This is a genomic window from Odoribacter sp., assembly GCF_985060555.1.
Map to the genome: position 1 here is coordinate 23119 of NZ_CFKYFN010000110.1, position 15553 is coordinate 38671.

A 15553-nucleotide genomic window follows, 5' to 3' on the forward strand; every position below is an offset into this window, starting at 1 on the left:
TGGAATAAATATAGGACTAAATCTCTGAATAAACAAGTAAAACGTTTGCGAATTTCACATAAAAAAATTAATAAAATCAATTATTTGTGTAATCTATTGATATTAAGTGTATTTCTGTAATACTCAGAATGTCTGTGAAAATTGTTTCCTTACCGGATAACTTTTTGTACTTTTGTAGAGAAAAAACAGGATCGGTCGGATCTTATCCGGCCGATGAATTGAATTTCTAATGCATTGTATACATGACTTTTAATGAATTGAATATTAGCAAACAGATCTTGATGGCTTTGGAAGATGCCGGATTTGAACAACCGACACCGATTCAGGAACGGGCTTTCCCTGTCATTCGTTCCGGAAAGGATGTGATTGGAATAGCCCAGACGGGGACCGGTAAAACTTTGGCTTATCTGATTCCTTTGCTGATGAAACTTCATTATGCGCAGGGAAATTACCCACGTGCATTAGTGATTGTACCTACCCGTGAGTTAGTGGTGCAGGTATGTGAGAGTGTAGAGTTGCTGACGGAGTATATGGATATCCGTTGTGTCGGCATTTACGGAGGAACGAATATCCGGACACAGCAAGCTGCGGTATACGAGGGAGTCGATTTGTTGGTAACGACTCCGGGACGTTTTATGGATATTTATATGAATGGCATTATCCGTACCCCTCAGATTAAGACTGTGGTTGTCGATGAGGCTGACCGATTGATGGATATGGGGTTTATGCCTCAGCTCAGAAGTATTCTTGAGGTAGTACCCGAGAAGCATCAGACTTTACTGTTTTCCGCGACCTTTTCAACTACAATTGCTGAATTGGCAGCAGAATTTTTGGCTCCGGAACCGGTCCGGATAGAGACAGGTAACCCGACGACTCCGGTAGAATTGGTTACCCAGCTGCGCTATGATCTTCCTAATATTCAGACTAAAATCAACTTATTGAAGTTACTTCTCACGGATAAAGAAGAATTTCGCAGGGTCATGATATTTACCGAAACAAAGAAAAATGCCGATCGGATTGTGGAGAGACTGGGCGACCACTGGAAGGGGGAACTGAGTGTACTGCATTCGAATAAGGCCCAGAATTCCCGATTAAATGCTTTGAAAGCATTTAAAGAAGGAAAGACTCGGATCATGGTTTCTTCAGATGTTGCGGCACGTGGAATCGATGTGCAGGATGTCAGCCATGTCATCAATTTCGATATACCTTCTATTCCTGAGGAGTATATCCACCGCATCGGACGTACTGCCCGTGCCGGAAAGGAAGGAACGGCTATCAGCTTCGTGACGGAAAAAGAAGAGCCGAAATTCGAAGAAATCGAAAAGCTGATCGGGCAGCAGGTCGAATGGGCTGCCTTACCGGAAAATCTGGTGATCTCAGATGTCTTACTTGACGACGAAAAAGTACAGACTTCGAATATTGTCTATCAAAAAGGTAAACCGAAAGGTGGTGGAGCTTTCCATGCCAAATCAGCCAAAAATAGTAAAACGCCCCAAAAAGTACGTAAAGACCGAACCAAAGAGGGAAGACGGAAAAAGTAGGAAAGGCTGAAAGCAATAAAGCTAAATGCTATAGGCTAAAAGCTGAAAAAATAATTTTAACTTTGCGTCATAGCCTCTAGTCTTTAGCTTCTAGCCTCTAGCCTTTAGCCTCTAGTTTTATCACTTTTATTGTATTTCTGCCTTGACGATTTTTAAAATCTGATCTCCTTTCAGGTCCGACGAAATATAATGCTCTAAAATTTTTCGGGCCAGATCGCTGGCTGTTGCTTGGGGAGGACAGGAGGTGGCTGCACTATTGATCAGCGTAATGATATTATCCTTGAAATTGACCGTGACCTCCCAGGCATTTTCGCTTAAATAAAGCTGCTGGGAAAGATTATATTCAAATTCTTTCCGAATTTCGTTGATCAGTAATAATTGATATTCCTGATAAGGAAGAGAGGGAGAAAGGGTACGGGGGATAAACGAATCCGGCTTTATTCTTTCAATAAATAGAATAATCCTTTCATAAGCTAATAATTTCAGATTAAATAGCGTTTGTGAAGTAGACGACGTATTCGCTTGCTTTTCCTGAGTAGTTTGCTGTACCTGTTTATTTACCAGAATTTCTAGTAAAGCAACAGCCTTCCTGACCAAGGGATACAGTAAAATAACAAATAAGACAAGGGGAATCAAAAAGTAAGTGGTGATGTTCATCGTCTTTATTTTTTGCAAATATAAAAGATATAGCTTGTTTTTAAAAATTTCTTATCGGCTGTTTTGAAAATAACTATTGAAGTAGTTGTATAATTATTTTTATAGTTGTGCGTTTGTGTAACGATACTTGGATGGGATAACTAAAAATGAGTGAATAATGAATAAAATGGAGGAATTAACGAAGGCAGAATTACAAATCATACAAATCCTTTGGAATATCGGTAAGACTTATTAATATTATCCTTTGGTCAATCGGGAGGATTATATGGAACGGTATATGAATAGTGTGGTCAATAATTTTTTTAGTGGTTCGGTGAAAGTTGTAGTATCTTTTTTGTTCAAAACTTGTCATTTCTAAATTATTTTATATTTTTGCAATCGTATGCAACGCAGTGGAAACATATTGCCTTTAAACCGGCTTTTTCTGAATATTAAAAAGCGCGATGAGTTTAATTTCTGAAACTCATTTATTCTTGTTGTTCTATATTTTCTGTTTAAAAGGTCCTGAGGTGAGGATGTCTGTAAAGAGTTATAGATAACTTTCCGGTTTTGTTTTGTTATTTTTTGTTTAAAACTTAATTTATATTGTTATGGAATTACCATTTTCAGAATCATTTCGGATTAAGATGGTGGAAACCATCCGTAAAAGTACACGTGAAGAACGTGAACAATGGATTAAAGAGGCTAAATACAATCTTTTTAACCTGAAAAGCGACCAGGTATTCATCGATCTGCTGACCGATTCGGGTACCGGGGCTATGAGCGATAAACAATGGGCTGAGCTGATGTTGGGAGACGAAAGCTATGCCGGAGCCCGTTCTTATTATAAGATGAAGAATGCTATCAAGGAAATTCTGGGATTCGATTATTTCTTACCGACTCACCAGGGACGTGCTGCGGAGAATGTTTTATATTCTACCATTATCAAAGAAGGAGATGTGTTGCCGGGCAATTCCCATTTCGATACCACGAAAGGACATATTGAATTCCGGAAAGCTTTGGCTATCGATTGTACCATCGATGAAGCAGCTGATACGCAGTTGGAAATTCCGTTTAAAGGCAACATGGATCCTGCCAAGCTGGAGGAAGTACTGAAAAAATATCCCAAAGAAAAGATCCCTGCAGTCGTATTGACCGTTACGAATAATACCGCCGGAGGTCAGCCCGTATCTATGCAGAATATTCGGGAAGTATCTGCCCTTTGTAAAAAGTACGGAGTGAACCTGCAGATCGATTCTGCCCGTTTTGCAGAGAATGCTTATTTCATTAAAACAAGGGAAAAAGGGTATGAAAACAAATCCATCAAAGAGATTGTAAAAGAAATGTTTTCTTATGCCGATATCATGACCATGTCTTCGAAAAAAGATGCGATTGTAAATATGGGTGGATTTGTAGCATTCAAAAACGAAGAATTATGGAAAAAATGCCAGATGTTCTGTATCATGAACGAGGGGTTTATTACCTATGGCGGAATGTCGGGCCGGGATATGAATGCTTTGGCACAGGGATTGGATGAAGGTACTGAGTTCGAATACCTCGAAACCCGGATTAAACAGGTGGAATATTTGGGGGCGAAATTGGATGAATACGGAATACCTTATCAGCGTCCTGCCGGTGGACATGCGATTTTTGTGGATGCCAAGAAAGTACTTACTCATGTACCGAAAGAAGAATTTATCGCTCAGACGTTAGGAGTAGAGTTGTATCTTGAAGCCGGAATACGTGGTGTGGAGATCGGTTCGATATTGGCCGACCGGGATCCGGTAACCCGCGAAAACCGTTATCCCCGCCTGGAATTATTAAGGCTGGCTATTCCGCGCCGTACTTATACCAATAATCATATGGATGTAATAGCTGCTGCACTGAAAAATGTATATGATCGCCGCGAATCCATTACCCGTGGTTATGTAATTACGAAAGAATTTCCGATCATGCGCCACTTTACTGTCGAATTGGAAAAGGCAAAATAATTAGATTAACAACGATCGTAAAAAGGCGCCCCGCAAGGCGCCTTTTATTTTACCGGCTTTAAGTGTAAAGCCGTAATTTATAAACTTCCGGTCAATAACTGATGAATCCACTTCTGAAGATTCCGGATTGTGAGGTGGGAACAAGAGTTCCGGAGAAAGTCAGGTTATTACCGTTCATCATCGGGTAAACCGTTGCATTGGCATAGTTACTGCCTGCACTCAGATTGACCACAACCTGGGCGGTTAAAGCGATTCCGTTCACATAGAAGGAATAAGTGATATTTCCATGTTTATCTGTATTGGTGGTGATTTGTGAAGGAGTACCCTGTACGGTGATTCCACCAAGACCGTTCGGACCGGCAATGCCGTTGAAAGCTAACTGTACATACACGGTATTGCCTTTAAATTGGATGAAGTTGGTATTGTCGGATACAGGTATAGCTGAACCTCTGGGGCCATAAAGTGTACTGGCCATTAATACCCAATTCCGGTCTTTCAAAGCATCTACAGCAGCGTTGAAAGCTTGTTGGTTAGCAACCTCACGGGCTTTCTTGCGAAGATCCCGCTTCACTTGTCGTTGTTGTTGTTTGGTTAGCTCCTGATAATGAGTCGGAGTTTGTGTTCCTTGTACCTGTGCTTCGCTATGGAAAGCGGGCAGCATAAATACAGATACCAGCAATAAAAATAATACTCGTTTCATAATAGGTCGTTTTTATTTAGTTGTTTTATATTATATCCGGTTATTCAGATTGTTATCATATATCACCGTTTATTAATTTCCCTCATATACGTGTTAATTTCTCCAATAGTTTTCAACCTGTATTTAAAAAAGTATAAAACTTCGTTTCTGTCATGTCAGTAAAAAAGAGTACTTTTGTCAGAAATAGCTGTTAGGAAAGGTTTTGCATATTTTATGCCATATTGGGAATGACGCTTCTAAAAAAATGATAAAATTGATTTTATAAAACGATAAATTCTGGCTATCATGGAAACTTCTGAGGTAATTTGCGCTGTATCGACGGCTCCCGGAATCGGAGCTATCGCAGTTTTGAGAATGTCCGGGACGGGTTGTATCGCTCTTACCGACCGGATTTTCGAGTCTCCATCCGGGAAAAAACTGACCGGCTCGAAAGCGAATACAGTGCATTTCGGCAGGATCCTTGAAGAAGGTTGTTTGTTGGATGAAGTCCTGGTGACTATTTTTCATGCACCTCATTCATTCACAGGGGAGGAGTCTGTAGAAATCGCTTGTCATGGCTCCTTGTATATCCAACAGCGTTTATTGCAGCTGTTGGTGAATCAGGGGGCCCGGCTGGCTACTCCCGGCGAATTTACGCAACGGGCTTTCCTGAACGGAAAAATGGATTTGTCGCAGGCAGAAGCGGTTGCAGACTTGATCGCCTCTTCTTCGGCTGCATCGCATCGGATGGCTCTGAAGCAAATGAAAGGTGGCTTTTCAGCTGAATTGATGAAATTGCGGGCCGAATTGTTACATATTACTTCCTTGCTTGAGTTGGAGCTGGATTTTTCAGAGGAAGATGTTGAATTTGCCGATCGTTCGGAATTGAGACGTATTGCCGGAAATATCGATGAATTACTGACCCGCTTGTGTAGATCTTTTTCTTTGGGAAATGTGATTAAAAATGGGGTACCTGTAGCTATTGTCGGCAATACGAATGTAGGAAAGAGTACCTTGTTGAATGCTTTGTTGCGTGAGGACCGGGCTATTGTGTCGGATATTGCCGGTACAACCCGGGATGTGATCGAAGATACGATCAATTTGAATGGAATCACTTTCCGTTTTATCGATACGGCCGGTATACGGGCCACCTCGGATGAGGTCGAAAATATCGGGATCGAAAGGACTTTTGCTAAAATCGGTCAGGCTAGTGTCGTCCTGTTATTGACCGATCTGAATCGGGGAGTAGAGTCTTTCGAAGAATATTATCATCAGGTGAAATCCCGCCTCACTTCGGATGCAAAGTTAATCATCGTCCTTAATAAAACCGATCAGGTGGAAGATTTATTGACGCCTCAGGAAATCATCCGGCTTTTTACCTCCGGTGAAGAGATTATTCCGATTTCAGCCCGTACCGGAGCAAATCTGGATCGCTTGATTCAGGAATTGACCCGGACTGTAAATCTAAATACCCTCAATACTTCCGATGTCATCGTCAGTAACGTCCGTCACTACGAAGCCCTTCGTAATGCCCGCACAGCCATCGAGCGTGTGAACGAAGGTCTTGAATCCGGACTCAGTGGCGAATTCATCTCTCAGGATATCCGTGAGTGTCTTCATTATCTTGGTGAAATTACCGGCGAGATTACTACGGATGAGGTTCTGGGTAATATTTTTAAGAATTTTTGCATCGGCAAGTAACTATCTGATTATCAATGAGTTAAATTGATTACAATCGATTGATATGGCGCTCTTTACGGGGCGCCTTTTTTGTTGCTCAAGTATCGTTGATAATCGTTGCTAAGCCTTTTTACGCCATTTTTTGTACCTCCTGTGTACCTCACCACGAAATCTAAGAATTTTCGTTGGCAAGGTCGTGGAGAAAGTTGAATATGGTTGAATATGGTTTAAGATGGTGTAATAAAACTGGAGAAATCAAGGAGAAATAAACCCTAAAAATTCAAGTAAAATGGCAAAGAGCAACATTAGAATTAAAAAGATTTGTGAATGGTGTGGCCAAGAATTCGTAGCACAAAAAGTAACTACGAAATACTGCTCACACAGATGCGCGAATTTGGCTTATAAACAGGCCATACGAGCAAAACGGATTCAGCAGGAAGAGCAAAGGATTCAAATCGTTAAGAGTGAAAAGCCTTTGATGGATATTAAAGACAAAGAATATTTGTCAATCGCTCAGGCTGCTACTTTGTTGGGGCTTTCACTGCAAGCTGTTTATAAAATGATTTATACTGGACATCTTGTTGCTTACAAGTTGAGCAGTAGGCTTTCATTTGTTCGGCAGAGCGATATAGAAGAGATGCTTAAAAGAAACCCATACAAGAAACGACAACCTAAAGACACTCTTCCTATCACAGACTTCTATACCACCAATGAGATTAAAGAGAAATTCGGTGTCAAAGATTCCTGGATATTTCATATAGCTAAAGAGCATAATATCCCCAGGACATTTAACCGTGGTAAAACCTATTGGAGTAAAAAACACTTTGATGACTACTTTGCAAAGAAAGCTCCCGATCCTGAGATCAAGGAATGGTACAGCACGCAAGACATGCAGGAGAAGTTCGGCATGACACTAACAGCCATCTATTCTTTCATATCAAAGAATGCCATTCCCAAAAAGAAAGTCGGCATTATGGTGTACTACTCCAAAAAGCATGTGGACATTGCCAAAGGTCTCATAGCTCCCGAAGAGCCCAAATACTACACCATTGCCGAAGCGATGGAGCGATTCAATTTGACGCGGGACCAACTCTACCATTATGTGAAATACCATAATATTCCCCGTATCAAGGTCGGTAAATATACCAAGATTCTGCGGGCAGAGTTGGACAAGTTCTTTGAGCCTCCAAAGATAGAATGAGCCGAAAGTTATTTTCCGGTGATAAATACCACCATTAGAACACCTATTTTATTTGCAACAAAAACAAGTATTAATCAAAAAACAATATAGCTATGACACTTACATGCACCAACGTAACTTTGAGACAAAAGCCATTGCGTAACGACCGCATATCTCTTTATCTGGATTATTATCCGGCCATCCGCAATCCTTATACGATGAAGATGAGTCGCCGGGAATTCCTCGGCATCTACATCTATGCCAAGCCTAAAAACGAGCAACAAAGAATGTTCAACCAGGATATGCTGAACAAAGCAGAGGCAATCCGCTGTATCCGTGTCCAGTCGCTTATCAATGAAGAATTCGGGTTCCTGGACAAGAACAAGCAAAAGGTAGATTTCCTCGCCTACTTCCGGACAAAGGCACGGGAAAAATATGAGAAATGGGACTGCGTTTACAATCACTTCGAGAAATTTGTCGGCGGTAAATGTACATTCGGCGATGTTACCGTAGAACTGTGCGAGAAGTTCAAGGATTACCTGCTCAAATGCAAACAGATCAATCATCCCAATGCCTACATCTCACGCAATTCGGCAGCCGGTTATTATTCAACTTTCCGAGCCTTGCTGAAAATAGCCTATAAAGAAAAGATGTTGCGTGAGAACTTGAACGACTTTCTGGAAAAGATTGAATGGAAAGAGGTCAAAAAAGAGTATCTGACACTTGATGAGGTCAAGAAATTGGCAGCTACGCCCTGCAAGATTCCTGTCTTGAAACAGGCATCCCTGTTTGCTTGCATGACTGGTCTCCGTATCAGTGATATTCTGAAGCTGGACTGGCGTGATTTTGAAGTCGGCCCGGATCAAGGCTACTACATCCGTATCTGTACCGAGAAAACAGAAACCGAGGCCACCCTTCCCATCAGTCAGGAGGCACTAGAATTGTGCGGCGAATGGAGTACTGGAAAAGTCTTCAAAGGCTTAACCCGCTCCATGACCCATCATCCTCTGAAACAATGGATTGCTGAAGCCGGAATCAGAAAGCACATAACCTTCCACTGCTTCAGGCACTCGTATGCGGTCATCCAAATCTCTTTAGGTACAGACATTTACACAGTATCGAAGATGCTGACGCACAAGAATGTCACCACCACTCAAATCTATGCTGATTTGGTTAATTCCAAGAAGCGAGAGACGGCTAATAAGATTTCGCTGAAATAGCATTGGTTCTGTAACATAAGAAGAGTCCGACGTGGGGTTAAAACCTAGTCGGACTCTTCTTTTTTATTCTATTGTGGCATAGATTGCATAGAAATAAGTACCATATCGAGGACAAATGCTGCCACTTTATTGGATTTATAACATGGTATCTATGAAATGACATATATTTGCGCACAAACGATTAACAAATATCACTATGAATCAGAAAAGTATTGAACATATAACACTCTATTCCCTTGTATTGGTAGGTACTCTTGTTGTTGGCGTTTTAGCTCGTCAGTTTGTTTTATCCAAAGGTGTTGACGATTTCAGTAGTAGTGTTGCGTTTTTTGCAACAGTAATTGTCTTAATGGCGATCTATGCCAGTTTGCAGATAACTTTCAATCAGTTTCTGCAGCCACGCATAGAAGCTTTTCTATTGCATATCTCTGCCTTTCAAACAATGAAAAATCATAATGATACCGTTTCTGTTCCGGAAGCCTCTACAATCAAAGATTCAAACCAAGCTAAGCCTGATGTCATTGAGTCTGCTCTTACCGCTGAAGAAACAATCTCTGAACCCTCAGAATATGAAGTTATGCGAACCAACGCTATAGCCAAAAAGAATCGTGCTACTCAAACCAAATTAGAAAAGGTGCTCAATTATACTAAGCAAACAATGGTTGCCTATATGAGTGAAGAGGATCTCAACCGTCTATGTACATACGTTGCTGAATATAGTTCAGGCGATACCTTACAAAAGATATCGCCCGTAAAGGTGGATTCACAACTTAAAAGCATCGATATTATGCATTTTGGTTGGAACATTGGTAAAGCGTTCAGCAAAAAGCGTATTCACACAGCCACATTCATCAAGAATGTCTTTTCCCACGCTTTGTGCGACTTAGAAATTTCAACTATTGAGCGTAAAATGTCGCATGCCGAATCAAAGTGCGAAATTAATCTAGATAGTAAAATTGCGTAGTTTTATTTGTTATTTGCATTGTTTATTACAAAGTTTAGCTATATCAATCTTAAAGTATTATTATACCAATCAAATTAAACTTTCCAACATCAACTCTTTCCAATAATTGTAGTTATAATTCTACATCGAATAATAATCAATCACTTATGATTATCTAAAAACTTACAACTCCGAGTGGAGCATAAAATATGAAAATAACATATCATTAAGTCACTCATTCGCTATAGGACCGCCATACTCTTGTATATACTTATGATATTTAGCAACTGTATGCTGACAAGCAACGAAATGCACAAACAATGGATTATAATTCAGAGAATCAGCAAGTATTCTATTTAAAAGTTTGTAATTATTCATTTGATTTTCATCAAATTTTTGAATATCAGCATCAACCTCTGGTTCCAATCTATCAAGGAAAATCATATATTTACGTAAAATAGAAACTACATAATCACAGACTTGTATCATTGCATCTGTTCCAGACTCCTTAAAACTATAATTATCAGGAGCTTTACCATCAATAATAATATCTTCTTCTGCAATCTGGCTCATAACCTGTTTTTCTTCATCAAACACCAAGGTTTTCTTTGGAAAACTAAGAATCTGTTGCCTATAAAATTGTACAAAATTTCCGACCCATTCATGAGTAGTTTCATTCTGAATAAAAACCAATTCTTTCTGTTCTTTAGCCTTCTCTAGAGAATTTTTGAGAAAGACTAGCAACGGATTTAAACGGTATTTTTTCGCATCTTCGACAATAACACCATCAATAAGGATTATAAGTTCTGACAAGAAATCCTTAATGTACTTTGTTCCAACATTTGGATACTTATATTTTTTGAATATTGAGATTGTCGTATTTGGATTCCTTTTCAAGACTTTGTATAGTTCAGCCTTGAATGCAAAAGGAGCACACTCTAGTCCACTTATTGAATCAATAATATCCACAAATCCATAATAGAAAACCTGCACAATACAAAAATGAATATGCCATCCTTTGTCTTGAATTATTTGGAGTATTTTTCTAAAATTGTCCTTGCGCAATATTTCAATAAAAGTTCCTTTTAAATCCTTTGTTGATTTTATTTCTTTTTCTAAGTTTTTACCTAATGCCGTTTTCAACTCTTCCAAAGAAATAATATCATCTGCCTGAACACCACCCAACACAAATACAGTATCTGAATCTGCATTGAGCTTGCCATCTTTAATAATCAAGTGTTTTATGTTACCTGATTCATCGTAGTATAAAGTTTCCTCTTTATCAATATACATCTCATCTATGCCTTGAGCTTTCATCATCATTCTGTTGCTATTACTAACCTCTGTATAATCCATGATTAAATATTTGAGCTTTTGTTTATATTTATACAATCGCTATGTTCGCATAGAAAATCCAAAGGATCAATCTCTGCAGTTTCCTTCATTCTTTCTTCAATAAAATCATTTGTAGCAGGTGCTATATTAATCTTAATATTCTGGAATATTGGGAGCGATTTTATCTTATCTTGATACTTCACGAACTTATCATTTCGCGGTGTAAGAGCAAAGCATAATGCACTTGCAAACACATCTGCTAACTGTATTCCGAACTCTTCATGAGACTTTGCGATTTTTATATTGCCGACAGGCAGAGGATATACGTGCGTTCCTTTACCATACCCAACAACAGTTTCTGGTACTTCCATATCTCTAAGACTTTCCATAAACTCTATGTTTGCAAAGAAAGGTTCCGAGGAATCAAAAAGAACATTCTCTTTTTCCTTAGTTCTTTTATACCATTCTTGAATTGATTCGGAAAATAATGGTATTGTTAAATCAATATAGAATTTCTTATTGCTTAAGGCATTTTTAATATATATAATTGTAGGAGGTATCTCTGACAACATCTCGAAGAACTCTTCTCTTGTATCAACATCATATCTCAACTTATCTGTGGTCCTATAAAAGTTCGCAATGGATTCTACTGACGGGTTTCTAACCATTCCAACAAAATTATTCTCAAATTCAGCTACCAAATCCTTATTAGGATGCAATATAGCAAAACAATACAAGCCATTAGCTAAAATCAGATTCTTTGCTCCTTCATATAGATTTATACCATTGATGTGGTACATTGTTTCTACTAGAATATTCACAATATTGGCATAGATACAGTATCGTTTGTAGGCAAACGATAGAAGTATGTGATAATTGTCCATCAGAGGGTGATTAAATATCTTATCCAGCATTTTCTGACCTTGATAACTTTTATACATACTTTTGAAATGAAGTTCTTTTCCCCATTCACAATAACCAATGTCTTTTTTTATTTGAGCAATTTCTTCATCTGTAATCCTAATAGAAGCCAATGAAAAATATGGTTGTTTACTATTTACCAAATCAGCTCCAGTATATCCAGATTCATCAAAATACAACATACAAAAATAATTTTATTATTAGGTTGTTATAACTACTTTTTCGTGTCTTTTTATGAAAAACGTCTAACATATTCCATAATAAGCTGCTGAATTAATATTTGCAAAATTAGTAAAATGTTGAAATTCACAGTATTTATTCCTATATGTTTTATCACCATATATTCCACATTTACAAAAAACAAGACTATTTCTTATCAATAATAACCATTTATAGTATTTGATTATATATTACATATCTAATTATCAGCTATTTACCACCATTTTAAGTTATCTAACAGTTATATTCCGGTGATGTTTTCCACCATCAAAACACCGATTTCCTTTGCCAGCGAATAATTAAAAACGAGTACGTATGGCAAACGAACAAATCACTTTTGATAAGCTGCCGCAGGCGGTAGGTTATCTCACAGAACAGATGGAACAAATCCGGCAAATGGTGGCGGCACTGCAACCGCAAGCTTCTTCCGACAAGCATCGTCTTGTTGAAATTGACGAAGCCTGTAAAATCACACGAAAGGCGAAGCCTACCATTTACACACTTGCGCGTAAAGGACTGATTCCAGCTTACAAACGAGGTAAGAAACTCTACTTCTATGAAGATGAGTTACTGCAATGGATTGAGTCCGGACGCAAGCAGATGCAGGCAATGTCGCTCCAGGAACAGGCAGCGGAGATAGTACATGGAGCGAAACGCAAACCAAAGGGAGGGTATAACTTTTGATCTGCATGGCTATGGAAACCTCCAAATTAACAGCTGAAGGTATTATCGGCGAGGCTGTGCGCATCGGAGCCAAAATGTCCGGCGGTGAGTTCCCGATAGAAATCTTTCCTATCAGGATCCAGCGTATCATCAGCAGTTTGCACGATTGTCAGGGCTATCCCGTGGATTATGTTGCTGCGGCTATCCTTGCGGCTATTGCTGTGGGGATTGGCAACTCCCATTTGGTGCAGGTGAAGCGCAACTGGCTGGAAAGTCCCATTCTGTACATGGCACTGATTGGTCGCCCTGGAGCCAATAAGAGTCATCCGCTGAGTTTCGCTTTCCAGCCGTTTATTGAACACGACTATTGTCAGAATCAAGAATATCAGAAGCTGTATGCCGAGTATGAACGCACTATGTCCATGAGTAAGAAGGAACGCTTGGAAGCCGGTTTGGATGAGTTTCCGCAGGCTCCCGTGCGCAGCCGCTTTCTTGTTTCGGATATCACTCCCGAAGGATTGAGCCTGATACATGCACAGAATCCCAGAGGGCTCTGCCTTTGGTCGGACGAACTGTCGGCCTGGTTCAAGAATTTCAACCGCTACAATAACGGCTCGGAAGAACAGTTCTGGCTTTCGGTGTTCAATGCCAAGCCTACGATTTCCGATCGCAAGAGTTCGCAAAGTTCCATTTTTATCAGACGTCCTTACATCTCCGTTATCGGTACCATCCAAAAGAAGATTCTGGGCGAACTGGTCAAGGGCGAGCGTTCGAGTAACGGTTTCATAGACCGTATTCTTTTCGTGATGCCCGAATCTGTCTTGAAAAGCAGATGGAACGACCGGGAAACTCCCGAAGAGCTGGAAATCCAGTGGCAACAAATTATTGACAAGCTCATCGCACAGGATTGTCCGCATGACGAGAATAATGAGTTGCAGCCTCAATGCCTGCCATTCGATGAAAACGCCAAGCAACGGCTTTACGGTTGGCAGCATGAAAATGCCCACCAATGTGATATGGAAACCAATGATGCTTTGGTCGGTATTTACTGCAAACTGGAAATCTACATTATCCGGTTTTGTCTGATTATCCAGCTTGCCCGATGGACTTGCGGAGAGTGCGACAAGCATACGATTGACCTTGAAAGCGTGAACCGTGCCATCCTTCTAGCCGAGTATTTTCGGACTACAGCCGTAAAAGTGCAGACCGCCGTCAGTCAGGAACAGTTGAGCGAATTGCACCGCAACATCTACCTGAACCTGCCTCAGAGGTTTACAACGGCAGAAGGTATCGGCATTGCTGAAAGTTACGGGATGAAGGAGCATGCTTTCAAGATGTTTCTAAAACGACACATCGGAACATTATTCAGAAAAGAGAATCATGGAGAATACAGTAAATAAACCTGTTACTATGCACATTTTCGCAACCGAGGGGTTTGTGAAGTTGCGAAAATGTGCATAGTAACATCCAAACAGAAAGAAGAATGAACTACAGATTCACATTAGAACCATACAAAGGTGTCAGCACCCGGCACACATGTCCGAACTGCCACCGCAAAAGTTGTTTCGCCAAATACATCGATACGGAAAAGCAAATCAGCTTTCCCGATTATGTAGGGCGATGCAATCATGAACAAAAGTGCGGCTACAACTATACGCCCAAAATGTACTTTGACGAGAATCCGATTGCCAAGGAGCGATTGAGCGAAGAGTTTGTGCCGGTGTCCAAGCCTCGCATCAGTCTACCTCCTGCGCCATCCTTCATTGAGCCCGAAATTATGAGGCAATCCCTGAAGCTTTATCACACGAACAAACTGTTTCAGTTCCTGAGTTTCCATTTTGGACAGGAGGCTACCGAAGAGCTAATGTTGCGCTACCATGTAGGAACCTCGAAGCATTGGCCGGGATCTACGGTCTTCTGGCAGGTGGATATTTTCGGACGGGTACGAACCGGAAAAGTGATGCTCTACAATCCTGAAAACGGAAGACGGATTAAAGAACCGCACAACTACATCACGTGGGTACATTCCCTTTTGAAGAAAGAGAATTTCCACCTCCGGCAATGCCTGTTTGGTGAGCATCTTTTGTCCTCTGACCAGCAACGTCCGGTTGCTCTTGTGGAGAGTGAGAAAAGCGCTTTGATTTCCAGCATCTATCTGCCGCAATATCTATGGATTGCCTCGGGCGGAAAGAACGGAGCATTTAATCGGGATGCCATGAGCGTATTGAGAAACCGGCGTGTCCTGCTCTTTCCTGATCTGGGTGCAACCGACTATTGGAACAGTAAAATGGAGATGATCCGAAACCTGGGAATAGAGGTTTCTCTCTTCGATTTTATGGAAAGAAACGCAACAAAAGAAGAACGGGATGCGGGTTATGACATTGCAGATTTTCTGCTGAGAGAAGAGACAAAGGAAGCTATTTTCAATCGTCTTGTCACGTTGAATCCGGCCTTGAAAACGCTGGTCGAAACGTTCGATTTGCAGCTCGTCGATGTGAAGAAAGCACCGCTTTCAGCAATGGCTCAACATACCTAGAAAGGAATT

At 40.4% G+C, this 15553-nt stretch carries 14 protein-coding genes; 10 read left to right on the top strand and 4 right to left on the bottom strand.

The features are described 5' to 3' along the window. Positions 1-242 precede the first annotated feature (242 nt). Positions 243-1541, top strand: a complete 1299-nt coding sequence (locus AC5RDS_RS15250) for a DEAD/DEAH box helicase (RefSeq protein ID WP_022159277.1) — start codon at positions 243-245, stop codon at positions 1539-1541. A 126-nt stretch (positions 1542-1667) separates the two neighbouring features. Here the strand turns inward: AC5RDS_RS15250 and AC5RDS_RS15255 are convergent, their stop codons facing one another. Continuing rightward, entirely contained in the window at positions 1668-2198 is a 531-nt protein-coding gene (locus AC5RDS_RS15255) for a DUF7935 family protein (protein ID WP_013612048.1), read from the bottom strand. A gap of 244 nt (positions 2199-2442) precedes the next feature. On the opposite strand from AC5RDS_RS15255, the gene AC5RDS_RS15260 reads away from it, so the two are divergent. Together AC5RDS_RS15260 and tnaA are read left to right on the top strand one after the other, a co-directional pair. After that, on the top strand, positions 2443-2556 hold the full coding sequence (locus AC5RDS_RS15260; protein ID WP_228026163.1) for a hypothetical protein: 114 nt from the start codon (positions 2443-2445) through the stop codon (positions 2554-2556). A gap of 232 nt (positions 2557-2788) precedes the next feature. Beyond that, positions 2789-4168 carry a tryptophanase TnaA gene (gene tnaA / locus AC5RDS_RS15265; RefSeq protein WP_195457953.1) on the top strand — a complete coding sequence of 460 codons (1380 nt, stop codon included), beginning with the start codon at positions 2789-2791 and terminating at the stop codon, positions 4166-4168. 91 nt (positions 4169-4259) lie between these two features. Here tnaA and AC5RDS_RS15270 read toward each other — a convergent pair whose 3' ends face one another. Then, on the bottom strand, positions 4260-4868 hold the full coding sequence (locus tag AC5RDS_RS15270) for a DUF4251 domain-containing protein (protein WP_013612046.1): 609 nt from the start codon (positions 4866-4868) through the stop codon (positions 4260-4262). A 285-nt stretch (positions 4869-5153) separates the two neighbouring features. Between AC5RDS_RS15270 and mnmE the strand changes: the two genes are divergently transcribed. From mnmE to AC5RDS_RS15290, 4 genes are all read left to right on the top strand, one after another. Next, the gene (mnmE, locus tag AC5RDS_RS15275) at positions 5154-6548 is read left to right on the top strand and encodes a tRNA uridine-5-carboxymethylaminomethyl(34) synthesis GTPase MnmE (RefSeq protein WP_494222400.1); all 1395 of its coding nucleotides are present in this window, start codon (positions 5154-5156) and stop codon (positions 6546-6548) included. A 268-nt stretch (positions 6549-6816) separates the two neighbouring features. Further along, positions 6817-7728 carry a helix-turn-helix domain-containing protein gene (locus AC5RDS_RS15280; protein WP_122103743.1) on the top strand — a complete coding sequence of 304 codons (912 nt, stop codon included), beginning with the start codon at positions 6817-6819 and terminating at the stop codon, positions 7726-7728. 92 nt (positions 7729-7820) lie between these two features. Further along, positions 7821-8927, top strand: coding sequence for a site-specific integrase (locus AC5RDS_RS15285; protein ID WP_122103744.1), 1107 nt, complete (start codon positions 7821-7823; stop codon positions 8925-8927). Between the two features lie 196 nt (positions 8928-9123). Then, positions 9124-9891, top strand: coding sequence for a mobilization protein (locus tag AC5RDS_RS15290; protein WP_122103745.1), 768 nt, complete (start codon positions 9124-9126; stop codon positions 9889-9891). Positions 9892-10101: 210 nt separating this feature from the next. Here AC5RDS_RS15290 and AC5RDS_RS15295 read toward each other — a convergent pair whose 3' ends face one another. Continuing rightward, a complete protein-coding gene (locus AC5RDS_RS15295) occupies positions 10102-11226 on the bottom strand; it encodes a DUF3800 domain-containing protein (protein ID WP_122103746.1) in 1125 nt (374 codons plus the stop codon). Positions 11227-11228: 2 nt separating this feature from the next. After that, positions 11229-12308: a DUF3800 domain-containing protein gene (locus AC5RDS_RS15300; protein ID WP_122103747.1), complete on the bottom strand. Its 1080-nt coding sequence runs from the start codon at positions 12306-12308 to the stop codon at positions 11229-11231. A gap of 352 nt (positions 12309-12660) precedes the next feature. On the opposite strand from AC5RDS_RS15300, the gene AC5RDS_RS15305 reads away from it, so the two are divergent. From AC5RDS_RS15305 to AC5RDS_RS15315, 3 genes are all read left to right on the top strand, one after another. Further along, positions 12661-13029: a helix-turn-helix domain-containing protein gene (locus AC5RDS_RS15305; RefSeq protein WP_122103748.1), complete on the top strand. Its 369-nt coding sequence runs from the start codon at positions 12661-12663 to the stop codon at positions 13027-13029. 11 nt (positions 13030-13040) lie between these two features. Then, positions 13041-14408, top strand: coding sequence for a DUF3987 domain-containing protein (locus tag AC5RDS_RS15310; protein ID WP_270666839.1), 1368 nt, complete (start codon positions 13041-13043; stop codon positions 14406-14408). An 83-nt stretch (positions 14409-14491) separates the two neighbouring features. Then, entirely contained in the window at positions 14492-15544 is a 1053-nt protein-coding gene (locus AC5RDS_RS15315) for a DUF6371 domain-containing protein (RefSeq protein ID WP_122103749.1), read from the top strand. The last annotated feature ends 9 nt before the right edge of the window (positions 15545-15553 follow it).

What these genes read in the sequence shown, in the direction of transcription:
- AC5RDS_RS15250 (WP_022159277.1), top strand. Translation starts at nt 243, where the DNA reads ATGACTTTTAATGAATTGAATATTAGCAAACAGATCTTGATGGCTTTG.
- AC5RDS_RS15255 (WP_013612048.1), bottom strand. Translation starts at nt 2,198, where the DNA reads ATGAACATCACCACTTACTTTTTGATTCCCCTTGTCTTATTTGTTATT.
- tnaA (WP_195457953.1), top strand. Translation starts at nt 2,789, where the DNA reads ATGGAATTACCATTTTCAGAATCATTTCGGATTAAGATGGTGGAAACC.
- AC5RDS_RS15270 (WP_013612046.1), bottom strand. Translation starts at nt 4,868, where the DNA reads ATGAAACGAGTATTATTTTTATTGCTGGTATCTGTATTTATGCTGCCC.
- mnmE (WP_494222400.1), top strand. Translation starts at nt 5,154, where the DNA reads ATGGAAACTTCTGAGGTAATTTGCGCTGTATCGACGGCTCCCGGAATC.
- AC5RDS_RS15280 (WP_122103743.1), top strand. Translation starts at nt 6,817, where the DNA reads ATGGCAAAGAGCAACATTAGAATTAAAAAGATTTGTGAATGGTGTGGC.
- AC5RDS_RS15285 (WP_122103744.1), top strand. Translation starts at nt 7,821, where the DNA reads ATGACACTTACATGCACCAACGTAACTTTGAGACAAAAGCCATTGCGT.
- AC5RDS_RS15290 (WP_122103745.1), top strand. Translation starts at nt 9,124, where the DNA reads ATGAATCAGAAAAGTATTGAACATATAACACTCTATTCCCTTGTATTG.
- AC5RDS_RS15295 (WP_122103746.1), bottom strand. Translation starts at nt 11,226, where the DNA reads ATGGATTATACAGAGGTTAGTAATAGCAACAGAATGATGATGAAAGCT.
- AC5RDS_RS15300 (WP_122103747.1), bottom strand. Translation starts at nt 12,308, where the DNA reads ATGTTGTATTTTGATGAATCTGGATATACTGGAGCTGATTTGGTAAAT.
- AC5RDS_RS15305 (WP_122103748.1), top strand. Translation starts at nt 12,661, where the DNA reads ATGGCAAACGAACAAATCACTTTTGATAAGCTGCCGCAGGCGGTAGGT.
- AC5RDS_RS15310 (WP_270666839.1), top strand. Translation starts at nt 13,041, where the DNA reads ATGGAAACCTCCAAATTAACAGCTGAAGGTATTATCGGCGAGGCTGTG.
- AC5RDS_RS15315 (WP_122103749.1), top strand. Translation starts at nt 14,492, where the DNA reads ATGAACTACAGATTCACATTAGAACCATACAAAGGTGTCAGCACCCGG.